Below are 23,866 nucleotides of genomic sequence, written 5' to 3'. Positions count from 1 at the left end.
AATATGAAAAAGACGTTATCAATTATCGCCTTATCTATCATAGGCTTTGGTTTAGTTTCTTGTAAAAAAGAAAACACAGAAGCTCAGGCTGCTGATGCTGTAGCTACAGATTCTACGGCTGCAACTGCAACTCCTGCTGATTCTGCTGCGGCTCCTGTATCTGCTGATGCAACGGCTGCTCCGGTTTCTAACCAGCCATCTACTTCAATCGCGCTTTCTGAAAGCAACTTCGATTTTGGAAACATCAAAAAAGGAGACAAAGTAGAGCATGTATATGAAGTAACAAACACAGGAACAAATCCTTTGGTAATTTCTGAAGTAAAGCCTGGATGCGGATGTACTGCTCCTGACTTCACGAAAGATCCAATTTTACCAGGTAAAAAAGGAAAGATCACTTTGCATTTTGATTCTTCAAATTTCGACGGAAACGTAAGCAAATTTGCTGATGTATATGCGAATGTAGAAAAAGCGCCTATTAAATTAACATTCACTGCGAATATTAAACCATAATATCATGAACCAGTTATCAATATTTTTACAGGCAACTCCGGGAGGATCTTCATCTCCTATGATGTTGATCATGATGGGAGTGATGTTTGTTGGGTTTTATTTCTTGATGATAAGACCTCAGCAAAAAAAAGCAAAGCAGGAGAAAAGCTTTCAGGAAAACTTAAAAGTAGGAACTAGAGTGGTGCTTACTTCAGGTCTTCACGGAAGAATTGCTCAGGTTCAGGAAGATGGTTTCGTAATTGAAACATTATCCGGAAAATTGAAATTCGAAAAAGCAGCTATTTCAAGAGAATTTACAGAAGCCCGTTTTGGAGATAAAGCTAAAGCTACTGAAAAAACGGCAGATAAGCCTGCAGATAAAAAAGAAATCGAAGAGAAAAACTAATTTTTTTCTTTTTTGAAAATATTTCGTTTCGGCGGGGTGAGCAAAGCTCACCCCGCCGAAACTTTTTATAATCTATACTAACTTAATTTTAGCAGTATTTGTAATATTAAAGTTTGTCATTTTGTATCTTGGTTATTACTTCAACTAAGATTATCATTTTACATAAAAAAAATAAAGGGTTTCGGCGGGCTCAGCCTGACAATGCTAATACTATTCGTCATTATTATGCACTGTCAGGCTGAGCCCGTCGAAGCCTTCCAAAGTAACTTAAAATCCATTATTACTAGTGTCCATTAGTGAAAAACATTAGTGAAATTCGTGTTAAAAAAATATCTTTGCTGCATGAATCAAAACACAAACAAAACCGTACTCATTCTAGGCGCAAATTCCGATGTTGCGAAGCAAAGCATCCAACAATATATTCAAAAAGGATTTTCCGTGATTGCAGCTTCCCGAAATACACACTCTTTGGACGAATTTGTTCAACAAAATAATATTAAGGATAAAGTCTCGGTTTTGTCATTCGATTCTATTGATTTTGATTCTCATCAAAAATTCTACGATCAACTTTCTGTAAAACCTCATATCGTTGTTTATGCTGCCGGATTTTTAGTGGATAATGAAAGGGCTTTAAAAGATTTCAAAGAAACTCAGCAAATGATGTTGGTGAATTATATGGGCGCTGTTTCGATTTTAAATATTATAGCAACCGATACAAACAATAAAAATTTAGAAAGAATCATTGGCTTATCTTCTTTATCCGGAGTTCGTGGGCGAAAAAGCAATTTCGTTTACGGAAGTACAAAAGCGGCTTTTACTACGTATTTAGCAGGTTTGCGACAGGAATTAGCTTCAAGGAATATAAAAGTGAATGCTTTGATTATCGGTTACATCCGAACAAAAATAAATGAAGGTTTACAATTGAATGAATCTCTAATTATGGAACCGGATTATGTAGCAAAATTCATCGTAAATGCCGGGAATTCCTTTACCATTGTTCCGAATTTCAAATGGAAAATGATTTATTTGATTTTAAAAATGTTGCCGGAGAGTTTGGTGGCGAAGTTGCCGTAATTATCGCTGTTCAATATTTACTTTAGATTGTTTTAACGTGATCATTAAGCTATTGTAACTATCTATAAGTATGGGTTGATTTCCGTAATGTGAGATTTTTAAATCTCCTTTGGTGTTGCTTAGGGAAAAAGAATTTCCAGAATGTGAAATCTCTTCGTCAAGAAATTTAAATTTCATTAAATCATTCATATATTTCATTAATGCTAGTTGCTGCGAATTTGATAATAAAATATGTCGGGTGAACTTTTTTGTTTGAATAATTGAACCTAATGAATCTCTTACTCCACAGTCAACCTTGAACTTAATATAAGTCAATTTAAGTTTTTTATCTGAACGGTAAATTTTCATTAATTCCTCATGCCCACCCCATTCGCCACAATCTTCGAATTGTGATTTTATAAATAGGGTATCTTCTTTATTGAAGCTCAAAATATTTTCAAATGAATATTTGGGCTGTTCAACATGTGGTGTTTCTAAAGATTTTTTATTTGAACAACTTGTAAATAAGAGGAAGGAAAATAATAAAATTAAAGTTTTGATCATAATTTGTCTATTCATAAATTGAACTGCCTTTTAATATATCAGATAAAACTTTCCAGTTTACTTTTTCTAAATTAATATCCTGATTGCTATTTTTATAATAACCATCTATGTCTTCAACGTAGTGAGATATTGCTTCAAGATAATCTTCAATAGTTTTATTTTCCCATTGTTCTTTATTTTCAATAAAATCTAATCTAAGATTTTCTATGAATTGGATAAATTCTTGTTTTGACATAATTTATTGAGTGATAGTGTCTTTTTGAATATGATTAAATTTATCAGTCCGAATATCTCCAATCGTCGAATCTAGGCTATATTGCTTAGAAATAATAATATATCTGTTCTTTTCATAACAATGTCTTATGATTTCAATCGGAATAGATTCGTTATCATCTAGATTGATTATAGCCGTGAAACTTTCACATCTATAACGACCTTCATCAGTTTCAAAATGATCAAAAACACCTTCTATATCGTTTTGACTAAAGAAAATATTTTCAATATCTACTGAAATAATAGTATGCTGTTTCAAAGTTCTTTTAAAATCATATTTCACAATTTCTTTTGCACCTAAAAAACAAATAGAGCTAAATACCATACAGCATCCTGCGATATAGAAGATTTTTGTTGTCTTCTCTGTGGCTTCTCTTCGTATGTCTGAAGGATAGTAAAGGCATTTCTTTATAATTACTATAGCAAGAGAAACAATAGCAATTATTGCAGAGATATATCCCAAAGTTACAAGAGTGGAGATCAGGGTTTTCATAATAAAAAAAGCGGAGAAAAATCTCCGCTTCAAATTTATACTTTTAAATTCAATTGTAATTCCAATTCATCAAGCTGTTCATCAGCAATCGATGATGGCGCATCGATCATCACATCACGTCCCGAATTATTTTTCGGGAATGCGATATAATCTCTGATCACTTCGTTTCCGTCTAAAATAGCTACTAAGCGGTCAAATCCGAAAGCCAAGCCACCGTGGGGCGGGGCTCCGTATTTAAAGGCGTTCATCAGGAATCCGAACTGTGCTTCTGCTTCTTCTTTTGAGAATCCTAAAAGATCAAACATTTTAGACTGAAGATCTTTATCAAAAATTCTGATAGAACCTCCACCGATTTCGTTTCCGTTCAAAACCATATCGTAAGCGTTGGCTCTTGCTTTTCCAGGATCTGTCTCTAATAAATGAATATCTTCAGGTTTTGGTGACGTGAAAGGATGGTGCATCGCGTGGTAACGTCCGCTTTCTTCATCAAATTCCAATAACGGGAAGTCAACTACCCAAAGTGGTGCAAATACGTCTCCTTTTCTCAATCCTAAACGGTTTCCAAGCTCCATTCTTAACGCAGAAAGCTGAGTTCTTACTTTGTGCTCGTTTCCGGAAAGAATTAGCATTAAATCGCCTTCTTTTGCCCCGAATTTTTCGATGATTTTGGCTAAATCTTCCTCGTTGTAGAATTTATTCACAGAAGAAGTTTTCACACCATCATTCTGGAATTTAGCCCAAATCATTCCTGAAGCTCCGATTTGGGGTCTTTTTACCCAATCAACAAGTTCATCGATTTGTTTTCTTGTATACTCTGCACATCCTTCAACATTGATTCCGACAACCAATTCTGCGTCATCAAATATTTTGAAATCTTTTCCTTTTACTAAATCATTAAGTTCTACGAACTCCATTCCGAAACGAATATCTGGTTTGTCGTTTCCGTATTTCTGCATTGCATCAGCAAACGTCATTCTTGGGAAAGCTCCGAATTCCTGACCTGTAATATCTTTAATTAATGTCTTCGTCATTCCTTCAAAAACATTCATCACATCTTCCTGCTCTACGAAAGCCATTTCGCAATCGATTTGGGTGAATTCCGGCTGTCTGTCGGCTCTCAAATCTTCATCACGGAAACATTTTACAATCTGGAAATATTTATCCATTCCGCCCACCATCAACAATTGTTTGAAAGTCTGTGGAGACTGTGGCAATGCATAAAACTGTCCCGGATTCATTCTGCTTGGAACCACGAAATCTCTTGCTCCTTCCGGAGTAGATTTAATTAAAACCGGAGTTTCAACCTCAATAAAACCTTCGTCTGAAAGATAATTTCTTACTTTCTGTGCCATTTTGTGACGGAAGATCAATTTATCTTTTACAGGATTTCTTCTGATATCCAAGTAACGGTATTTCATTCTTAATTCTTCACCACCGTCTGTTTCATCTTCAATGGTGAAAGGCGGAAGCTGAGATTCATTAAGAACCGTTAATTTTTCAACTAAAATTTCAATTTCTCCTGTTGGAATATTGGGGTTTTTGCTTACTCTTTCAATTACTTTTCCTGTAACCTGAATCACAAATTCTCGTCCCAATTTTTTTGCATTTTCCATCAATTCCGCTGTAGAGCGGTCTTGGTCGAAAACCAACTGAGTAATTCCGTAACGATCTCGAAGATCTATCCAAATCATAAATCCTTTATCACGAATGGTTTGTACCCATCCTGAAAGTGTAACTTCTTCATTAAGATGTTGAAGAGATAATTCTCCGTTTGTGTGCGATCGAAACATAATTGTTTGTTTAAAGTTCAATGTTTAAGGTTCAATAGTTTAAACCTTTAATTTTCGTGTGCAAAGATAAGATTTTTGAATAGTTCTGTAAATAAATTCTTAAGAAAGAAAATCTTCTTAAAGCTATTTGTTCTAAGTTTTATAAAAATTTTAACAGCTTTTCTAAGCTTTCTTCAAATGATATTTTTTAAATTCGTGATAACAACAAACATTATTTACTATGGGAAAAGGAGACAAAAAATCAAGAAGAGGAAAGATCAACAACGGAAGTTACGGTAAAAGAAGACCAAGAAAAACTTCAAAATCCTTTGAAACTTCAGAAGACAAATCGAAGAAGTAAACTATCAAAAATAAAAAGACCGAAGAACAATTTCTCCGGTCTTTTTTATACAAAATTAAATTATTTATTTTTCAAAAATTCCTCCCAACAAATCGCCTAGCCCACCGCTTTGTTGTTTTGAGTTTCCATTTCCAGCATTGTGTCCTCCAAGCACATTTCCCAGAATATCATTCAAAGGATTGCCTGAAGATTGAGAATTTCCACCGCCTAAAACGCTTCCTAAAATATCATTTAAAGGGCTTGATTGTTGTCCTTGAGCCTGATTTGAAGCATTTCCAAGAATTCCGCCTAACAAATCACCTAAACCTCCGACACCAACATTATTCTGTTGTTTTTCTTTACCAATATATCCCATAATTACGGGAGCAAGCATGGCCAATATCGGTCCGATTTTATCGATGGAAATTCCTGTATTTTGAGAAAGTTGATTTTCTACATTTTGCTTATCATTTCCAAAAACATGGCTCAAAATAGAATTTCCTTCATCCTGTCTTGCATCAGCTTGCGAAACATCATCTAAAATGCTTCCATCATGATCTTTATCTAATGCATTATTCAGCGCTTCAGCTTCTTTAGTATCCTGAGATTTTTTTCTAAGATAAGAAATGATCAAAGGTGCAGCCACCGCCAATAAAGCAATAATTTGATTTCTACTGATGCCGAATTTACTTTCAGCCTGATCAGCAACCTGATTGCCTGTATTTCCTGTAAGTAAGTCGATTAAACTCATAGTTTTGTGTTTGTTTAATTGTTAATCAACCAAAGTTATCAAAAAATATTCCTGAATAATTTTTTTTAATCAAAAAGTAATCTTAAAGTTTATATGTTACTTTAAGATGTTGATTTTTAAGTATTAATTTTTTAAAATCGGAACGTTAGAACATGCTTCCCCAAACATCAAAGATTTCACGATCGGTTGCAATTGTTCTACCAATTCGATATAAGCATTATTTGGAATTTCTTTATCTGAACAGCCTTTTACCAAAACTCTTTTTCCAATCATTTCATCAAAATCATAACTTTGAATGGCCTGATGCATCAGGATAACTTCCAAATCTTCTTTATTTCCAAAAACGATCTTTTTAGTAGCATCCGTAAGTTTAGCCGTAATCAGAAAATACGCCCAAAGTGGAACAATGGCATCTGCTGAATTGTAAATATAAACGTAGCTGTCTCTGTATTCTTCAACGTCGATAGCCGCTACTTTTTCACGAAAATCTTTTTCTTTCAAAATCATTTCCATGAAAAGAAAATTTTTAAGATCGATTCCTTTTCTAGCGCCTTTCGGAAGGAGTGTTGCAAGGTCAAAGTTGATTAAACCGCTCTCCGCAACTTTATTTCGGATTTCAAATTCTTCTGACATTTTTTATCATTATCTTTGAACAAATTTACGAATTAAGATTCAACAAACGATTAATTTGTTCTCTATTCCCGTCATAGAAACCTCCCATAACTTAGGTCTTTATAGGGATAAAAATAAAAGATTTCAGAAGAAATGAAATATTACATTATTGCAGGCGAGGCTTCCGGAGATTTACACGGAAGTAATTTGATGAAAGCTTTAAAAGAGAAAGATCCCCACTCAGAATTCAGATTTTGGGGTGGCGATCTGATGAAAGCGCAAGGCGGAACCTTGGTGAAACATTACCGTGATTTGGCTTTTATGGGTTTTCTGGAAGTAGCAATGAACCTGCGAACGATTCTGAATAATATTAAATTTTGCAAGGAAGATATAAAAAATCATAAACCGGATGTTTTGATTTTGGTAGATTATCCGGGATTCAATTTAAGGATTGCAAAATTTGCTAAAGAATTGGGAATAAAGGTAATTTATTACATTTCTCCACAGCTGTGGGCTTGGAAAGAAGGCAGAGTGGAGATCATTAAAAAATATGTGGACGAAATGATGGTCATTCTTCCATTTGAGGAAGATTTCTATAAAAAACATGGGGTTCATTCGCATTTTGTGGGACATCCTTTGTTGGATGCTATTTCAACTTTACAGGATATTAGTGTTGAAAATTTTAAAGCAGAACATCAATTAAACGAAAAAGAAATCATTGCACTTTTACCGGGATCCAGAGCACAGGAAGTGGAAAAAATGCTTGAAATTATGCTTTCTGTTCGTCCTTATTTTAAAGAATATCAATTTGTTATTGCCGGAGCGCCAAGTCTTCCGAAAGAGTTTTATCAGAAGTATGTAGATGATAATGTGCATTTTGTCTCTAATAAAACTTATGATTTGCTGAGATGTTCAAAAGCAGCTTTGGTGACTTCAGGAACAGCAACTTTAGAAACTGCTTTGTTGAATATTCCGGAAGTGGTTTGTTATCGGGGAAGTAAAATTTCTTATGCGATTGCTAAAAGATTGGTTAAAAATATCAAGTATATTTCTTTGGTAAATTTAATTATGGATCGGGAAGTGGTGAAAGAATTGATTCAGAATGATTTGAATACAAATAATCTGGTTGAAGAATTAAAGAAAATTCTCAAAACTGATAAAAGATCTCAAGTTTTGGCAGATTATGAATTATTGAGAGAAAAACTAGGCGGAAAAGGAGCCAGCGAAAATGCGGCTGAGGTGATTTTAAAAGTTTAAAATATTTATAATAATGATATGAACCGTGGAATAATATTCCGCGGTTTTTCTTTTTTAGAATGAATTTAAGTTACTTTAATAAGTTTCAATTCGCTGATTTGTAAAATTTTATCTCATTCATTATTTTTGAATAACACAAATTTTGAAATTGAATAAACAGCCGCTTTTAATTCTTGTAATCTGTTTTATCCTTGGAATATTTTTTCAGGATCAATTTTCTTTGGATGAAAATTTTATCTATTGGATTATTGGCTTTTGTGGATTAATTTTAATTTCTACATTCTTCAAATCTTTCTTTTTTCATAAAGCAAAACCGTATTTACTAGGTTCAATGTTCTTCGGAATCGGAGTTGTGCTGCATTTTTTCAATTCATTTTCTGCACAAAATATTTCGGTTGCTAAAAATGAAACCATTGTTTTCAAAATTTCTAAAAAATTGAATTCTAATGAGAAAAATAGAAAATACGAAGCGGAAATTCAGGCGGGAAAAGATAATTTTAATGCGATAATTTATATTTCTAAAAGTGAAAGAGAATTAGATTTCGATCATTATTATAAATCAGTCGCTTATATTTCAAAACCAAAATCTCCAAAATATGATTTTCAGTTTGATTATTCCAAATATCTTCAAAGAAAAAATATTGAATATCAATGTTATCTCAACGATGAGGTTTTTTCTGTTAAAAGAAATGATTTAAGTTTAAATGAAAAATTTTCACAAAAAAGGCTGAAAATTCTTCATAATATTGACAAAGTAAAGATGTCGGCTCAAACAAGAGAATTTTTAAAAGGAATTATTCTCGCCGACCGAACAGAAATAGATGCGCAAACGGTTCAGGATTTTAATAAATCTGGATTAGTGCATTTTCTGGCAATTTCAGGAACGCATATCGTTGTGATTTTTGGATTATTCTACTTTTTACTGATTAAAATTTTACCACTGAAGTTGCGAAAATATGCAGTTATTTCAAGCTTAATTTTCATTGGGTTGTTTACCGTTTTTATTGGTTTTGGAAGCTCGGTTGTGCGTTCCAGCATTATGTTGAGTATTTATTTTGCCTATGTTTTGCTTCAAAGAAAACCAGATTTGCTGCATTCCTTGTCGTTATCGGCTTTTATCATTTTAATTTTTGATACTCAGCAGCTTTTTGATGTTGGTTTTCAACTGAGTTTTTTAGCAGTTCTTGGAATTTTCTGGCTGAATCAACCGATTTTAAATTATTTACCAAAGCAGAATAATTGGTTTAAAAAATTAATTTTCAACACGATCTCAATTTCTATTTCAGCGCAGTTGGCGACGCTTCCGTTGGTTTTGTATTATTTTCATCAGTTTTCGCTTATTTCTATTATTGCTAATTTTTTCATTGTTCCATTTTCGGAAGTCATTATTGTGTTTTCATTTTTGATGACCGCTTTGATTGCTTTTAATCTTGATTTTGGCTTTTTAAATATCGTCTATGATTTCATTATTCAGGTCTTACTGAAGATTATCCACTGGTTTGCGGACTTTGAAAATTTGTTTTTTGAGAATATTTCTATGAATTTGCTTGAGGTATTTTCACTCTTTGCAATTGTTTACATGATGAGGTTTGCCATATTAAAATTAAATCTTAAAAATTCTGCGAGATTGATAATGACGATTTTTACTTTTTTTCTGTTGCGAACAGGTTTTAATTTTTATGAAAACAAAAAGACGGAAATTTTAGTCCATGATTTTAACAAACACGTTATATTTTCTGTGAAAAAAGGTGACGAAGCTTGCTTTTGGATTAATGAAGATTCAGACAAAGAGAAGATTACGGAATTCATTATTGCTCCTTATACCGCTTCAAGACGTTTGAACAAAACAAAAGTGAAAACTTTTCCTACGGATACCGAAAAGATTGTTTTTAATGGTGAAATTTATCATGTCAAATAATTGTTAAATTTTTTGTTTTTCCTTTATTTATAACCTCTTAAATTCTTATTTAGAAAGATTACAAACTGACTAATTGTGAGATTTCTCACTTTTTGATATTGTTAACATTTCTTAATTTTGTGGAAATTCAAATTTAAACTTATATGGCAGGTTTAACGAGTTCTACGATAGGTAGAAAATATGCTATGGCATTATCAGCTCTATTTTTGCTGATTTTTCTTATACTGCATTTGACGACCAATTTGTTATCAGTCCTGAACCGCGATGCTTTCAATACAGCATCAGATTTCATGGGCTATAATCCTTTTGTGCAGTTCTTAATGCAGCCTGTTCTTGGTTTTGCAGTTATTTTCCATTTCATTATGGGATTTGTGCTGGAAATTAAGAACAATAAAGCGCGTCCTGTAAAGTACGCTGCAAACAACGCTTCTGCGAATTCTTCATGGATGTCTAGAAATATGATTATTTCTGGTGCTGTTGTTTTGGCTTTCTTGGCGCTTCACTTGTATGATTTCTGGTTACACGAGATCACTTACAAGTATGTGGAGGGAATCGCTCCTGACGCAGAACGCTTCTGGCCGGAACTTCACGAGAAGTTTGCAGATCTTTGGAGAGTGGCTATTTATGTAATTGCTTTTGTTTTATTGGGATTACACTTGGCTCACGGTTTCCAGTCTTCATTCCAGTCAATTGGGGCGAGACATCCAAAATATACTCCGGTAATTAAAGCTGTTGGAAAATGGTATTCTATCCTTATTCCTGCAGGGTTTATTTTTATCGCAATTTATCACTTTGTAACTCAATAATATCAATATACTAATATGAGTAAATTAGATTCAAAAATTCCGGCGGGTCCTTTAAAGGATAAGTGGAAAAATCATAAAGACCATATGAACCTTGTTGCACCAAACAACAGAGATAAGATTGATATTATTGTTGTAGGTACAGGTTTGGCAGGTGGTTCTGCTGCAGCTACTTTGGCTGAGCAGGGATATAATGTAAAAGCATTCTGCTATCAGGATTCTCCAAGAAGAGCGCACTCTATTGCGGCTCAAGGGGGGATTAACGCAGCTAAAAATTATCAGGGAGACGGTGACTCTACGTACAGATTATTCTACGATACCATCAAAGGTGGTGACTATAGAGCAAGAGAGGCAAACGTTTACAGATTAGCTGAAGTTTCTGCAAATATTATCGACCAATGTGTTGCTCAGGGTGTTCCTTTCGGACGTGAGTACGGAGGTCAGTTAGATAACCGTTCATTTGGTGGGGTTCAGGTGAAAAGAACTTTTTATGCTAAAGGACAAACAGGTCAACAGTTATTACTAGGTGCATACTCTGCAATGAGCCGTCAGATCGGTAAAGGGAGAATTAAGATGTACAACCGTCACGAAATGATGGAGTTGGTAATTGTAGACGGAAAAGCAAGAGGGATTATCGCAAGGAACTTGGTGACAGGTGAAATCGAAAGACATTCTGCTCACGCTGTAGTTATTGCTTCAGGAGGTTACGGAAACGTATATTTCCTTTCTACGAACGCAATGGGATCAAACGTTTCTGCAGCTTGGAAAATCCACAAAAAAGGAGCGTATTTCGCAAACCCTTGTTATGTACAGATTCACCCGACTTGTATTCCGGTTCACGGAACACAGCAGTCTAAATTAACTTTGATGTCTGAATCTCTTAGAAACTCAGGAAGAATCTGGGTTCCTAAGAAAATTGAAGATTCAGTAGCAATCAGAGAAGGAAAGCTTAGACCAGAAAATATTAAAGAAGAAGATAGAGATTATTATTTAGAAAGAAGATATCCTGCATTCGGAAACTTGGTACCAAGAGACGTTGCGTCAAGAGCTGGTAAAGAAAGATGTGATGCGGGTTACGGAATTGAAAATAATGATACTAAAGAAGGTGTTTACTTGGATTTCTCTACAGAGATCATCAAAAAAGGTAAAGAAGCCGCTATCGAAAAACATATTCACAATCCTACAGATCAGCAGATCTATGATTTAGGAAAAGCTTGGGTTGAGGAAAAATACGGTAACTTATTCGTAATGTATGAGAAAATTACTGCTGATGATCCTTACAAGACTCCAATGAAGATTTATCCTGCGGTTCACTACACAATGGGGGGTGTTTGGGTTGATTATAACTTACAGTCTACGATCCCTGGATGTTTCGTAATCGGTGAAGCTAACTTCTCAGATCACGGAGCGAACAGACTGGGAGCTTCTGCGTTGATGCAAGGTTTGGCAGACGGATACTTCGTACTTCCTTACACGATTGCAGATTACCTTTCTGCAGACATTAGAACAGGCGCGATTCCTACGAATTCTGCGGATTTTGACAAAGCTGAAAAAGAAATTAAAGATAAAGTACAATTCTTCTTAAATAATAAAGGAACTCATTCCGTTGATTATTTCCACAAAAAATTAGGACACATTATGTGGAATAAAGTGGGTATGGGAAGAACTCCTGAAGGCTTGAAAGAAGCTATTGCTGAAATTGCTCAAGTGAAAAAAGAATTCTGGGCAGATGTGAAAGTACCTGGTGATGCAGACGGAATGAACACTGAGCTTGAAAAAGCATTCAGAGTGGCAGACTTTATCGAGCTTGGGCAATTAATGGCTATCGATGCTTTACACAGAAACGAATCTTGTGGAGGACACTTCAGAGAAGACCATGCAACTCCGGAAGGGGAAGCAGAAAGAGATGATGTTAACTTTAAATATGTTGGAGCTTGGGAATATCAAACTGATGATATCACCACAGAAGTTCTGCATAAAGAAGACTTGATCTACGAAAACATTGAAGTTAAAGCAAGAAGTTACAAATAATCTCCAACCTATAAATAAATAATTATGAGTGCAAAAAAAGGCCTTCATCTTACCCTAAAAATTTGGAGACAAAAAAATAGCAAAACTAAAGGTCAGTTCGAGACCTACAAAATATCAGATGTTTCTACAGATTCTTCTTTCTTAGAAATGTTAGATATTCTGAATGAAAATATCATTAACGAAGGTAAAGAGCCTATCGCTTTCGATCACGACTGTCGTGAAGGAATCTGTGGGATGTGTTCTCTTTACATCAACGGTAGAGCACACGGTCCAGATACGGGTATCACGACTTGCCAGCTTCACATGAGAATGTTCAAAGACGGTGAAACAATCGTTATTGAACCATGGAGAAGTGCTGCTTTTCCTGTTATTAAAGACTTAATGGTAGACAGAAGCGCATTCGACAGAGTAATGGCCGCAGGTGGTTTCATTTCGGTGAACACTTCAGGAAATACTTTGGATGCTAATGCCATTCCGGTTCCTAAAGAAGATGCAGACAAGGCAATGGATGCTGCTGCTTGTATCGGATGTGGAGCTTGTGTAGCGACATGTAAAAACGGTTCTGCAATGTTATTTGTGGGAGCTAAAGTTTCTCAGTATGCTCTTTTACCTCAAGGTAGAGTAGAAGCGAAGAGAAGAGTTCTGAACATGGTGAAAGCGATGGATGAAGAAGGATTCGGAAACTGTTCAAACACAGGCGCTTGTGAAGTAGAATGTCCGAAAGGAATTTCTCTTGAAAACATCGCGAGAATGAACAGAGAATACATGGCAGCTCTTGCTGACAGAGGATAAAACCTGTTTTAAATAAATAAAAAATCGTCTCCTCACCGGATGGCGATTTTTTTTAGTTAAATCTTTCATAAAAGTACTATTTAGTTGCTTTTAGTTTAGTTAAAAACTTATTTTTGCGTAATTATAAAATTCAAAATGAAAAAATATCTTTTATTGTTTATCATCGCGATTTTTGCGATGTCTTGCTCTAAAAAAGTTGAAGTAAAAGGAAAAATCACGGGAGGTTCTCCATTGGAGAGAATAGAATTCATCGAAGCTTCAGGGGTGGCAACATTACCTTTGGCGAATATCGGAATGAAAAACGACGGAACGTTTGCAGGAAGTTTTGAAGCTCCTAAAAACGGGATGTACGTAATCTCTTATGGTGGAAAACAAAATTTAATTTATTTAAAAGCTGGTCAGAACCTTGAAATTTCCGGAAACGGAGCTACATTCCCTTCGGAATATGTAATTACGGGTGATGCCAAAAAGAATAATGATTTCTTTACAGCTACTCAGAAATATCTTGCTGATTATGCTCAGAAGGTAAACATGAACGATCTGATGACGAAAGACGAAGCTACATTCGTAAAAGGAATTCAGAAGGTGGAGACTGATATTAACAAAAATATCGACGAAAACGCTAAAAAATTCAGTCCGGATAGCGAAGTTATCAAATGGAAACAAAATGATATTAAAAGCACATTGCTTTCTATCATGGGACAATACGAAATGATGAAAAAGCAGATGTCTGGAAATCCATCTTTCAAAGTAGCTAAAGTTTTCACAGATTACGAAAACAAGCTTCAGGAAAATAAGGATGAAATGGTAAAAGAAAATCCGGCTTACAGAAGCTACCTTTTATCAAAAATGAGCCCTGATTTCCAAAAATATGCAGAAGCAAAAAGCAAAGGGAAAACAGATATCACGACTTCTGAATTATTCAGCCAGTTCTTAAAAGAGAAAAAAGAAGTTTCTCAGCTAACGAAAGATTATCTTTTGGCTTTTGTAATGGCTCAGTCTGATATTCACCCGGGTACTCCTGCGAAGACGATGGACAAGGTGAAAAAAATCATCGATGAAGATATTAAAGATGCAACGATTAAAAAAGATTTAGTTCAGATTCAATTAGCAGTAAACGGATTGAAAATTGGTGAAGTTGCTCCGGATGCATCATTAGTGAAGCAAGACGGAAAAGCTTACAAGCTTTCTGAAAACAAAGGAAAACCTTATATGATCGCATTCTATGCATCTTGGAATCCTTATATCGGTGAAGCTACAGTTCCAATTTTGAAAGAAGTGGTGAACTTTTACAAATCTAAAATGAACTTTGTTTTTGTAAATGTAGATGATACGAAAGATCAGTTTATCAAAACAAGCAACTCTTTATTAAAAGGTATTGCAGGAACAAATGTTTATGCAGAAGGAGGTTTAAACTCTGATATCGCTAAAAAATATGGAGTATATGCTTTTAAATTGCCAAACTTCATTATCGTAGATAAAGACGGTAAAGTGGCTTCAAGATCTTTTGTGAATCTTGGTGAGCAGGAATTGGTAGAGATCTTAGATAAGCAAACAGGTCTTTCTGCTCCTAAAGTTGCTCCACAAGCGCAAATGCAGCCAGGATTGAATATTGATCCTTCTGCGGCTCAGCAAGCTCCACAGCCTGCAAATCCGCAACCGGCTCCAACAAAATAATTTATATTGAATATAGATAGAAACCTTATCTTCGGATAAGGTTTTTTTTATTGTATTTTTGCAAGCTGAAACAGAAGTGTTTCGATTAGAAAAACAGAAATTTTTAGAATGGGTAGGAAGAATAATAAGAAAAATTTAATTCTTGAAAATATAAAGCTCTTAAACGCAGGGGCTAAAGGTGTTGCGATCGGAAGAACGGAAGAAGGAAAAGCGGTGATGGTTTCTGGAGCGATCCCAGGTGATATTGTGAATGTAAGGGTGAAAAAAGCAAAGTCTAAATATTTTGAAGGCGAGGCTGTGGAAGTGATTGAAAAATCTCCTTACAGAGTAGAGCCGAAATGTATTCACTTTGGTGTTTGTGGTGGTTGCAAATGGCAGAATATGAGCTATGAAAAGCAATTGGCATTCAAACAGGAAGAGGTTTATAACAATATTAAAAGAATTGGCGGAATTGAAGATTTTGAAACCGTTCCGATTTTAGGTTCTGAAGAGCAGTATTTTTACAGAAATAAAATGGAATTTTCTTTTTCCAATGCCCGTTGGCTGACTCAGTATGAGATCAGTTCAGAAGAAAATTTCGGAAGCAAAGATGCCCTTGGATTCCATATTCCGGGAATGTGGAGCAAAATTCTTGATCTTAAAGAATGTTTCCTTCAGGAAGATCCTTCCAATGCTATCAGATTAGCTGTTAAGAATTATGCAGTAAATGAAGGGCTGGACTTTTTTGATGTTAAAAATCATGACGGTTTTTTAAGAACTTTAATGATGAGACAAAACTCTAAAGGGGAGTGGATGGTTCTTTTCCAGTTGTATAGAGAAGAAAAAGAAAACAGAGAAAAGCTTTTCGAATTTGTTCTGGAGAAATTTCCACAAATTAAAACGTTGGTATATGCCATCAATCCTAAACCAAACGATTCTATCTATGATTTGGATGTAAATGTTTATTTTGGTGATGGATTTTTAATGGAGGAAATGGATGGATTGAAGTTCAAAATTGGCCCCAAATCTTTCTTTCAAACCAATTATAAGCAAGCATTAGAATTATACAGAAAAACCCTTGAATTTGCCGATTTAAAAGGTGATGAGGTGGTTTATGATTTATATACAGGAACAGGAACGATTGCACAGTATGTAGCAAGAAATGCGAAGCAGGTTATCGGTATAGAATCCGTTCAGGAAGCTATTGATGCAGCTATCGAACATGCTGAACTGAATGGTCTTACGAATACAACGTTCTATTGTGGTGATATGAAAAATGTTTTCAATGATGAATTCCTTGAAAATCATCCGAAAGCAGATGTTTTAATTACCGACCCGCCAAGAGACGGAATGCACCAGAAAGTGGTTGAGCAGATTTTAAAATTATCACCTGAAAAAGTGGTGTATGTAAGCTGTAATTCTGCGACTCAGGCGAGAGATTTAGCCTTAATGAAAGATCATTATACCGTTGTTAAAATCTTGCCGGTAGATATGTTCCCACAAACGCACCACGTTGAAAATATCGCGTTGTTGATTAAAAAATAATTTAATTAAATTTGAATTTCAAATTTTAATATGAAGTACTTTAAATTTTTCCTGATGATCGGTTTTCTCAGCATGCTTGTGTCATGCGGAGGCGACGATGATATTTGTGAAAGTGGCGAAGGAACACCCCGAATGAAGGTTTCCTTTAAAAGAGGAGATAAAGAAACCACATTGGATTCTATTTATGTGGCGGTAGACTACGGTTCGGGTAAAGTTCAGCTAGGTGGAACGAATTCGGCCACTTCACGCCTGGTTCCTTTAAGAGTGGATGATTCTCCTTATACCGATGTATATTTCAGGTTAACTAATAAAGGGCAGGAGTCTCATGTTAAAGTTAGTTACACCACCAAGTCCACTTACGTATCGCCTGGATGTGGAGTGAAAAAAGATTACGAAAATTTAAGTTCAGAATTAATAACTGCTACGCCGGTTTTATCAGTAGAAACCGCACAAAATTTTATAGAGAATGAAGACAAGACTAATCTATACCTTATTTTTGAGTCTTTGTAGCTTGCTGAGTTTCGCTCAGAACAAGAAAGAGGAAGCAGAAAAAGAGAAATGGAAGTATAAACCCAATTTCATGGTTGGTGCGGATGCTCTGAATCTGGGAGTTTCATTCTTTTCAGACAGAATGCTATATCAGGGATTTATATCTTCACAAATAAATAGAAATGTGCATGCGGTAATTGATGCCGGTTTTGAGAAGAATATCTACCAGAAAAATGGCTATGATGCGAAGGTAAATGGTCCGTTTTTAAAGCTAGGTGCTTTTTATATGTTGGCTAAAGATACAGAGAACGAATTCAATGGTTTTTATGCTGGTGGAAAAGTAGCCGGATCATTTTATAGTCAGGAATATATGTCGGTTCCGGTGCGTGGTTATGGAGGAAGTAATGCTTCGGTTTCATATCCGTCTTCAACCCAATCATCGTATTGGATCGAAGGAACAATTGGTGGTAGAGTGCAGCTATTCGAATCTAATTTTTATATAGATGTAAATCTTCAGCCTAAATATATGGTTTTCACTACAAAACAGGATGATATTCAACCCATGATCGTCCCGGGCTTTGGAAGAAGTTCGTCAAAGTTTAATATGGGATTTGCATGGAATTTGGCGTATAAATTTTAACGAATACGCGGTGTAGGTCTCTTTTTAATTATACCATTATTAAGTACATTATATAATGCCTCCAATTCTTTTGGGGGCATTCCTGCATCAAAAGAAGAAGATTTGTATTGCTTTCCATCCACTGAAATAATAATAGATGAAGCTAAAGCTCTGTCTGAAAATCTGCCAGTAGTAGGCGATTCGTAAGTTGATATTTTTTCTAAATCAATTAAAGAAGCTTCTTTATCAATGTTTTGCCATTTTTCAGACGTGATTGATGAAGTAGTAGTTTCTCCATTCACTGAAATAGTTTTGGAAAGTGGAGTGAAGGTTATCAACTTGTTTGTTCCTCTTGTTTGTTCTGTGATCTGTATTTTTTCTATTTTTGAATTTTTTGAAGTTATATTTGTGTTATTTGTTTGTTTTTCTTTATTCTGTTGAGAAATACATTTTAAGTTTAATAACATTAAAAAGGATAGAGTGAATAGCAGTTTGATTTTCATTTTGCTTTGTTCTAAATATTTAGCTTTTTAATTAATAATTAATTAAAAATTGTGCCAAATGTGATATATTTGCAAAATTAAATAAATTTATAGAATGCGAAAATTTACTATTTCAAAGACTCTATTTTTATTACCAATATTATGCGTAGGTATTTTTAATGCTCAAGTTCAAAAAGGTAATAAAATTATTAAAAAGGAGTTTAAGTTTGCTAAAAAATCGGCAGGGGAGCTTGCGAAGACGGAGGGTTTTGATAGGTGCTCTACTGTAGAATATGAAAACTATTTGAGATCAAAAAACCCTAAAAGGTTGACAGATGCACAATTTGAAGCATGGCTAGCTCCTTTGGTAGAAAGAACTAAAGCTAATAAATCTCAAAATGGAAATATAATTACGATTCCTGTTGTTGTTCACGTAATTCATAGTGGACAAAATGTTGGTGTAGCACCAAATATCGTTGACGAGCAAGTAATGTCTCAGATTACGGTTATGAATAATGATTACCGAAAAATATTAAATTCTCCTGGATATAATACAAATCCGGTAGGGGCAGATACTCAGATTCAATTTGTATTGGCTAAAGTAGATCCGAACGGAAATCCTACAAATGGTATTGATAGAGTAAATCTTTGCCAAGATAGTTGGTCTCAGTATGATATAGATGACTATGTGAAACCTACAACAATCTGGGATCCTACTCAATATATGAATATGTGGAGTGTAAATTTTGCTGATGCTTCATTGTTAGGATATGCTCAATTTCCTTCAAATTCTACATTAGCAGGTTTGGATCCAGATATGGGAGATGCAAATACAGATGGTGTAGTGGCAAACTTTGCTACGTTTGGAAGTAGTGATTATAATACAAATAATAACTTCTTACTTTCTGCTCCTTATGATAAAGGTAGAACAATGACCCATGAAGTGGGACACTATTTAGGATTAAGACATATTTGGGGAGATGCATTATGTGGTGATGATTATTGTGCAGACACTCCTATACATAGAACTTCTAACGGAGGATGTCCTACGCATCCAAGACCTAATATATGTGGAACAACAGACGAAATGTTTGAAAACTATATGGATTATACTAATGATGCATGTATGAATATTTTCACAAATGATCAAAAAACAAGAATTACGACTGTAATGAATAACTCTCCTAGAAGAATGGAGTTGAAAACGTCATTGGCAGATCAACCTATTCCTTTATTTGCTAATGATGCTGAAATTAAATTTGATGGAGGGTGTGCTTCTGGAAATTGTGGGGGGGGAGTAATTCGTCTATCATTATATAATAGAGGTACAAGTACACTTACTGCTGCTACAATTTCTTATTCAGTTAATGGAGCAGCTGCTCAAACTTATAGCTGGACGGGTAGTTTAGCCCAAGATAAATATAGTGTTATTTCTATTCCGGTAAGTAATTTAACACCAACATCTCCTGTAACGGCTTCTATTAGTTCTGTAAATGGAGGAGCTGATCAAAGAACTACAAATAATACGGTGAGTGGCAATTATAATAAACCAACAGCTCCTGAATATTTTGCGGGTGCAACTACAGTTACATTTAAACTTCAAAGGGATTACTTTGGCTCAGAGACAATGTGGACGCTAAAAAATAGTGCTGGACAAGTTGTAAAATATGGTGGACCATATGCTGATGTAGAAGATGCGGATGAAGATACTCCTCTACCACCACTTATTACTCAAACATGGACATTGCCATTAGATTGTTATGTATTTACAATTTCTGATGCTTATGGCGATGGCTTAGATTATGGTGGTTATGTAGATTTATCTACTAATGGGGTTACAATTTATCATGCTGATACAGATATTGCAAGTTATGGAACTAAAGCTTTTACAAACCAAGTTTTAGCGGCAAATGAAGTATTTAAAAAAGACAATTTCAGCATCTATCCAAACCCAGTATCAGATATCTTGAATGTAACTAAAGTTTCAAACAAAGCTACTTACGAAATTCATAATACAGTAGGTCAGATTGTTAAAAAAGGAAAAATTGATAATAATAAAGTAAATGTTGCTGAATTATTGAAAGGAAACTATATAATCTCTATAAAGGATAATAATATTTCAGAAAGTTTTAAGTTTATTAAAAAATAATTAAACTGAAATAAAAAATAAAAACCCCATGGTAATCATACTATGGGGTTTTTGTTTTACTTACCTTTTTGAAGTTTTTATTTAATATTTTTTTTGTTTAGAAACTTTTTTTTAGATAAAATACTTTTTTATAAAAATATATTTAATGGTAATACGGTATGTTAATTTGATTAAGATCAATTATTTTACAGTCACCACCTGATAATTTTAATTTATTTTAAAATAAGTTAATTATTTCTTGTGATTTATTAAATACATGTTTATTTTTGGGATCAAATTTTTATCATATGAAAAAAATAATTACTGCCTTATTTTGTAGTTTGATAGGAGGCTCTGCTGTAGCACAATGGACTCCCACTACATTTGACAGACAAAAAGAAAAATTTTCTCATGTGCGCCAATATTATAAGTTGGATTTAGGAAAGATCCGAGAGCAACTTAAAAATGCACAAGAAACAGGTCCAAACGCTAAACCTGTAGAAATATCTTTACCTACATTGCATGGGAAGGTAGAGAAATTTGCGGTTTATAGTTTCCCTGTTGTTGTAAAATCATTGGCGGAACAATATCAATTAGGTTCTTATGTGGGAGTTGGGATTGATGATCCTACAAAGTTTTTACGTTTTTCAGTAGCTCCAAATGATTTTCAATCTATGATTATCAAGGATGGAGAGTATGAATTTATTGAGCCACAAGATGCGGCTAAAACAGTTTATGGAGTACATCCTAAAACACAAGGAAATAAAAACGGATTTGCTTGTTCTACAAATGAGTCTCCAGAAGCTATAAAACAGATTAATGGTTTGTTAGATAATGGTAAGTCATTTACTAATCAACCAACCAATTTTGCTAAAACTTCTGATAAGAAGTACAGAACAATGAGATTGGTAATGTCGGTTACAGGAGAGTATACGCAATATCATGGTGGAACCAAGGCAGGAGCATTAGCGGCAATTAATGCTACAATGACTCGTGTCAACGGTGTTTTTGAAAAAGATTTTGCGTTACATCTTAATTTACAGGATTACGATAACGTAATTTTTACGGATGCAGCTACTGATCCTTATACTGATGCAGTACTACCTTCTCCACAAGTTGGAGGTGCGGCGGGAGCTTGGAATCTTGAATTACAAAATACATTAACCAATATGGTTGGAAATACCAACTATGACGTTGGTCACTTATTCGGTGCTACCGGTGGAGGAGGTAACGCGGGGTGTATTGGGTGTGTTTGTGTAGATCCTACTACAAATGTTCCTAAAGGAAAAGGTTCTGGATATACTTCCCCAGCTAATGGTGTTCCTCAAGGTGATACCTTTGATATTGATTATGTAGCTCACGAGCTTGGTCACCAATTGGGAGCAAACCATACATTTTCACAAAGTTTAGAGCCATACTTAGTAAACGTTGAACCAGGTTCAGGATCTACTATTATGGGATATGCAGGTATTACGGGTGCTAATACTGATGTTCAGGCAAATTCTGATTCTTACTTTCATAATGTAAGTATCAGACAGGTTCAAGCAAATTTAATTGCTAAAACTTGTGACGTTGAGACATCAATAAATAATAATCCGCCAGTAATTGATGCTTTGCCAACTTACACAATTCCAAAAGGTACAGCATTTGTTTTAACAGCGAATGCAACGGATCCTGAAAATGATCCTTTAACTTATACTTGGGAACAGGTTAATAGTGGGGAAATAGTTAATAACTCTACCACTGCGCAGGCTATTAATAAGAATAATATCGGAACAACAACTTACGGTGCTTCATTTAGATCATTTACTCCTACTACAAGCCCTACAAGATATTTTCCTAAATTATCTTCTGTTTTAGCTGGAGTTTTAGATAATTCAAACAATGGATGGGAATCTGTTTCTAAAGTTGCCAGATCTAGTAAATTTGCGGTAACGGTAAGAGATAACAATCCAGATATCATGCAACGTCAGACTCAATATGCTGAGCAAACAATTACTGTGGGTAATGATGGTCCTTTCCAACTTACTGTACCATCATATCTTGATTATTCTGCTCCTGTTAATATTACGTGGGATGTTGCAAATACAACGGCTTCACCATATAGTGTTGCTAACGTAAAAATTGATTACACGACAGATCCTACCGGAGCTTCATGGACGACTCTTGTTGCTTCAACACCAAATGATGGTTCAGAAGGTGTTACTTTGCCTGCATCAACAAACGGACAGAATATTAAAATAAGAATTTCTTCCATAGGAAATGTATTTTATGCTGTAAAAGCAGTAAATGTTACAGTATTTGCTACTTGTGGCGAAGCTGCTAAAGAGGTTACAACTACTAATATTACACAAAGTAGTGCAACTGCAAACTGGCCACCAGTTGTAGGAGCGACATCGTATGTTATTCGTTATAAGAAGCTTACAGATGCTGCTTGGCAACAAATTACATCTAGTACAAACACAGCTTTCTTAAATAGCTTAGCGGATGGTACTGCTTATGAAGTTCAAGTAGCTGCTGTATGTTCTGGTACTACAGGAACTTTCTCTCCTTCTGCAAACTTTACAACATTAACTCTTGGAACTTATTGTGCAGTTTCTTCAGGTACTGCTGCTGATGATCATATTGCAAATGTTGCAATTGCAAATATTAGCAATACATCGTCTGCAAGTACTTATACTAGCTATGTTGCTAATTCTGCATTGCAAATTAATCTAGTTGCAGGTAGTACTAATACCCTTACGGTAACAAAAGGTTGGTTAAGTGGTACCACACCATACCCTATGGCTACATCAGCATGGATTGATTTCAATAGAAACGGAACGTTTGAAGATTCTGAAAGAATTCTGACTTCAACTGCTACTACTGCAAATCCTGTATCTACGACATTTACACTTCCTGCAAATGCAGTTACAGGTCTAGGACTTAGAATGCGTGTAGGAGCTCTATATACAAGCACATCAGGTTCTTATATCGGTACAGCTTGTGGAGTATATACAGGTGCCTATGGAGAATTTGAAGACTATAATGTTGTAATTGCTCCTCTTGTTTTAGCAACAAATGATGTTAAGAAAAAAGACAACTTTGGAATCTATCCAAACCCGGTATCAGATATCTTGAATGTAACTAAAGTTTCAAACAAAGCTACTTACGAAATTCATAATACAGTAGGTCAGATTGTTAAAAAAGGAACTATTGATAATAATAAAGTAAATGTAACTGAACTATTGAAAGGAAACTATATTATCTCTGTAAAGGATAATAATATTTCAGAAAGCTTTAAATTTATTAAAAAGTAATAAACTACTTTAAATACTGATGAATCCTCAAGTTTTACTTGAGGATTTTTTTTATTTTCAATCATAAAAAAGAAAATTATATTCATTTCGTAAAAAA

The 23,866-nt window shown here is 34.7% G+C and carries 22 protein-coding genes; 15 read left to right on the top strand and 7 right to left on the bottom strand.

Features of this window, described 5'->3' with window-relative positions:
* Positions 1–3: 3 nt before the first annotated feature.
* From OXQ85_RS03065 to OXQ85_RS03055, 3 genes are all read left to right on the top strand, one after another.
* Entirely contained in the window at positions 4–510 is a 507-nt protein-coding gene (locus OXQ85_RS03065; protein WP_267402290.1) for a DUF1573 domain-containing protein, read from the top strand.
* A gap of 4 nt (positions 511–514) precedes the next feature.
* The gene (gene yajC, locus OXQ85_RS03060) at positions 515–895 is read left to right on the top strand and encodes a preprotein translocase subunit YajC (RefSeq protein ID WP_267402288.1); all 381 of its coding nucleotides are present in this window, start codon (positions 515–517) and stop codon (positions 893–895) included.
* Positions 896–1,237: 342 nt separating this feature from the next.
* Complete coding sequence (locus OXQ85_RS03055; protein WP_267402286.1) at positions 1,238–1,969, top strand: SDR family NAD(P)-dependent oxidoreductase; 732 nt, start codon at positions 1,238–1,240, stop codon at positions 1,967–1,969.
* On the opposite strand, the gene OXQ85_RS03050 is transcribed toward OXQ85_RS03055, so the two are convergent.
* From OXQ85_RS03050 to aspS, 4 genes are read right to left on the bottom strand one after another with little or no spacing between them, the layout of a single operon-like run.
* Entirely contained in the window at positions 1,970–2,512 is a 543-nt protein-coding gene (locus tag OXQ85_RS03050; RefSeq protein ID WP_267402284.1) for a hypothetical protein, read from the bottom strand.
* Positions 2,513–2,519: 7 nt separating this feature from the next.
* Positions 2,520–2,747 (bottom strand): hypothetical protein, encoded by a 228-nt coding sequence (locus tag OXQ85_RS03045; RefSeq protein WP_267402282.1) that lies wholly within the window; start codon positions 2,745–2,747, stop codon positions 2,520–2,522.
* A gap of 3 nt (positions 2,748–2,750) precedes the next feature.
* Positions 2,751–3,278 (bottom strand): hypothetical protein, encoded by a 528-nt coding sequence (locus OXQ85_RS03040; RefSeq protein WP_267402281.1) that lies wholly within the window; start codon positions 3,276–3,278, stop codon positions 2,751–2,753.
* Positions 3,279–3,313: 35 nt separating this feature from the next.
* Positions 3,314–5,068, bottom strand: a complete 1,755-nt coding sequence (gene aspS / locus OXQ85_RS03035; protein ID WP_267402279.1) for an aspartate--tRNA ligase — start codon at positions 5,066–5,068, stop codon at positions 3,314–3,316.
* Positions 5,069–5,288: 220 nt separating this feature from the next.
* On the opposite strand from aspS, the gene OXQ85_RS03030 reads away from it, so the two are divergent.
* Positions 5,289–5,408: a 30S ribosomal protein THX gene (locus tag OXQ85_RS03030; RefSeq protein ID WP_267402277.1), complete on the top strand. Its 120-nt coding sequence runs from the start codon at positions 5,289–5,291 to the stop codon at positions 5,406–5,408.
* A 64-nt stretch (positions 5,409–5,472) separates the two neighbouring features.
* On the opposite strand, the gene OXQ85_RS03025 is transcribed toward OXQ85_RS03030, so the two are convergent.
* Together OXQ85_RS03025 and OXQ85_RS03020 are read right to left on the bottom strand one after the other, a co-directional pair.
* A complete protein-coding gene (locus OXQ85_RS03025) occupies positions 5,473–6,138 on the bottom strand; it encodes a DUF937 domain-containing protein (protein WP_267402275.1) in 666 nt (221 codons plus the stop codon).
* Positions 6,139–6,261: 123 nt separating this feature from the next.
* A complete protein-coding gene (locus tag OXQ85_RS03020; protein ID WP_267402274.1) occupies positions 6,262–6,771 on the bottom strand; it encodes a DUF2480 family protein in 510 nt (169 codons plus the stop codon).
* A gap of 132 nt (positions 6,772–6,903) precedes the next feature.
* Between OXQ85_RS03020 and lpxB the strand changes: the two genes are divergently transcribed.
* From lpxB to OXQ85_RS02975, 9 genes are all read left to right on the top strand, one after another.
* Positions 6,904–8,007 carry a lipid-A-disaccharide synthase gene (lpxB, locus tag OXQ85_RS03015; RefSeq protein WP_267402273.1) on the top strand — a complete coding sequence of 368 codons (1,104 nt, stop codon included), beginning with the start codon at positions 6,904–6,906 and terminating at the stop codon, positions 8,005–8,007.
* 142 nt (positions 8,008–8,149) lie between these two features.
* Positions 8,150–9,925, top strand: a complete 1,776-nt coding sequence (locus OXQ85_RS03010) for a ComEC/Rec2 family competence protein (protein WP_267402272.1) — start codon at positions 8,150–8,152, stop codon at positions 9,923–9,925.
* A 143-nt stretch (positions 9,926–10,068) separates the two neighbouring features.
* Positions 10,069–10,731, top strand: coding sequence for a succinate dehydrogenase cytochrome b subunit (locus tag OXQ85_RS03005; protein ID WP_267402271.1), 663 nt, complete (start codon positions 10,069–10,071; stop codon positions 10,729–10,731).
* A gap of 15 nt (positions 10,732–10,746) precedes the next feature.
* Positions 10,747–12,759, top strand: coding sequence for a fumarate reductase/succinate dehydrogenase flavoprotein subunit (locus OXQ85_RS03000; RefSeq protein WP_267402270.1), 2,013 nt, complete (start codon positions 10,747–10,749; stop codon positions 12,757–12,759).
* Between the two features lie 24 nt (positions 12,760–12,783).
* Positions 12,784–13,551, top strand: a complete 768-nt coding sequence (locus tag OXQ85_RS02995) for a succinate dehydrogenase/fumarate reductase iron-sulfur subunit (RefSeq protein ID WP_039365171.1) — start codon at positions 12,784–12,786, stop codon at positions 13,549–13,551.
* Positions 13,552–13,686: 135 nt separating this feature from the next.
* Positions 13,687–15,228: a TlpA disulfide reductase family protein gene (locus OXQ85_RS02990; RefSeq protein WP_267402268.1), complete on the top strand. Its 1,542-nt coding sequence runs from the start codon at positions 13,687–13,689 to the stop codon at positions 15,226–15,228.
* A 108-nt stretch (positions 15,229–15,336) separates the two neighbouring features.
* On the top strand, positions 15,337–16,752 hold the full coding sequence (gene rlmD / locus OXQ85_RS02985) for a 23S rRNA (uracil(1939)-C(5))-methyltransferase RlmD (protein WP_267402267.1): 1,416 nt from the start codon (positions 15,337–15,339) through the stop codon (positions 16,750–16,752).
* Positions 16,753–16,782: 30 nt separating this feature from the next.
* Positions 16,783–17,262 carry a DUF6452 family protein gene (locus OXQ85_RS02980; protein ID WP_267402266.1) on the top strand — a complete coding sequence of 160 codons (480 nt, stop codon included), beginning with the start codon at positions 16,783–16,785 and terminating at the stop codon, positions 17,260–17,262.
* On the top strand, positions 17,219–17,881 hold the full coding sequence (locus tag OXQ85_RS02975) for a DUF6048 family protein (protein ID WP_267402265.1): 663 nt from the start codon (positions 17,219–17,221) through the stop codon (positions 17,879–17,881). The genes OXQ85_RS02980 and OXQ85_RS02975 overlap by 44 nt, the downstream gene beginning before the upstream one ends.
* Here the strand turns inward: OXQ85_RS02975 and OXQ85_RS02970 are convergent.
* A complete protein-coding gene (locus OXQ85_RS02970) occupies positions 17,878–18,363 on the bottom strand; it encodes a hypothetical protein (RefSeq protein ID WP_267402264.1) in 486 nt (161 codons plus the stop codon). The genes OXQ85_RS02975 and OXQ85_RS02970 overlap by 4 nt on opposite strands.
* 94 nt (positions 18,364–18,457) lie before the next feature.
* On the opposite strand from OXQ85_RS02970, the gene OXQ85_RS02965 reads away from it, so the two are divergent.
* Positions 18,458–20,491: a M43 family zinc metalloprotease gene (locus OXQ85_RS02965; protein WP_267402262.1), complete on the top strand. Its 2,034-nt coding sequence runs from the start codon at positions 18,458–18,460 to the stop codon at positions 20,489–20,491.
* Positions 20,492–20,778: 287 nt separating this feature from the next.
* Positions 20,779–23,769 carry a reprolysin-like metallopeptidase gene (locus tag OXQ85_RS02960; RefSeq protein WP_267402260.1) on the top strand — a complete coding sequence of 997 codons (2,991 nt, stop codon included), beginning with the start codon at positions 20,779–20,781 and terminating at the stop codon, positions 23,767–23,769.
* Positions 23,770–23,866: the final 97 nt, after the last annotated feature.

The sequence above is a fragment of the Chryseobacterium sp. GM_Chr_2 genome, from assembly GCF_026540445.1.
In the GTDB taxonomy this organism is placed as follows: domain Bacteria; phylum Bacteroidota; class Bacteroidia; order Flavobacteriales; family Weeksellaceae; genus Chryseobacterium.
This window is presented reverse-complemented; position numbering and strand designations above follow the sequence as displayed.

Bases quoted from the DNA above. Each gene is read 5' to 3' on its own strand.
- OXQ85_RS03000 (WP_267402270.1), top strand. From the start codon at position 10,747: ATGAGTAAATTAGATTCAAAAATTCCGGCGGGTCCTTTAAAGGATAAG.
- OXQ85_RS03030 (WP_267402277.1), top strand. From the start codon at position 5,289: ATGGGAAAAGGAGACAAAAAATCAAGAAGAGGAAAGATCAACAACGGA.
- OXQ85_RS02970 (WP_267402264.1), bottom strand. From the start codon at position 18,363: ATGAAAATCAAACTGCTATTCACTCTATCCTTTTTAATGTTATTAAAC.
- OXQ85_RS02980 (WP_267402266.1), top strand. From the start codon at position 16,783: ATGAAGTACTTTAAATTTTTCCTGATGATCGGTTTTCTCAGCATGCTT.
- OXQ85_RS02975 (WP_267402265.1), top strand. From the start codon at position 17,219: ATGAAGACAAGACTAATCTATACCTTATTTTTGAGTCTTTGTAGCTTG.
- OXQ85_RS03040 (WP_267402281.1), bottom strand. From the start codon at position 3,278: ATGAAAACCCTGATCTCCACTCTTGTAACTTTGGGATATATCTCTGCA.
- OXQ85_RS02990 (WP_267402268.1), top strand. From the start codon at position 13,687: ATGAAAAAATATCTTTTATTGTTTATCATCGCGATTTTTGCGATGTCT.
- rlmD (WP_267402267.1), top strand. From the start codon at position 15,337: ATGGGTAGGAAGAATAATAAGAAAAATTTAATTCTTGAAAATATAAAG.
- OXQ85_RS02965 (WP_267402262.1), top strand. From the start codon at position 18,458: ATGCGAAAATTTACTATTTCAAAGACTCTATTTTTATTACCAATATTA.
- OXQ85_RS03020 (WP_267402274.1), bottom strand. From the start codon at position 6,771: ATGTCAGAAGAATTTGAAATCCGAAATAAAGTTGCGGAGAGCGGTTTA.
- OXQ85_RS03025 (WP_267402275.1), bottom strand. From the start codon at position 6,138: ATGAGTTTAATCGACTTACTTACAGGAAATACAGGCAATCAGGTTGCT.
- yajC (WP_267402288.1), top strand. From the start codon at position 515: ATGAACCAGTTATCAATATTTTTACAGGCAACTCCGGGAGGATCTTCA.
- OXQ85_RS03050 (WP_267402284.1), bottom strand. From the start codon at position 2,512: ATGATCAAAACTTTAATTTTATTATTTTCCTTCCTCTTATTTACAAGT.
- OXQ85_RS02995 (WP_039365171.1), top strand. From the start codon at position 12,784: ATGAGTGCAAAAAAAGGCCTTCATCTTACCCTAAAAATTTGGAGACAA.
- OXQ85_RS03005 (WP_267402271.1), top strand. From the start codon at position 10,069: ATGGCAGGTTTAACGAGTTCTACGATAGGTAGAAAATATGCTATGGCA.
- OXQ85_RS03065 (WP_267402290.1), top strand. From the start codon at position 4: ATGAAAAAGACGTTATCAATTATCGCCTTATCTATCATAGGCTTTGGT.
- lpxB (WP_267402273.1), top strand. From the start codon at position 6,904: ATGAAATATTACATTATTGCAGGCGAGGCTTCCGGAGATTTACACGGA.
- OXQ85_RS03055 (WP_267402286.1), top strand. From the start codon at position 1,238: ATGAATCAAAACACAAACAAAACCGTACTCATTCTAGGCGCAAATTCC.
- OXQ85_RS02960 (WP_267402260.1), top strand. From the start codon at position 20,779: ATGAAAAAAATAATTACTGCCTTATTTTGTAGTTTGATAGGAGGCTCT.
- OXQ85_RS03045 (WP_267402282.1), bottom strand. From the start codon at position 2,747: ATGTCAAAACAAGAATTTATCCAATTCATAGAAAATCTTAGATTAGAT.
- aspS (WP_267402279.1), bottom strand. From the start codon at position 5,068: ATGTTTCGATCGCACACAAACGGAGAATTATCTCTTCAACATCTTAAT.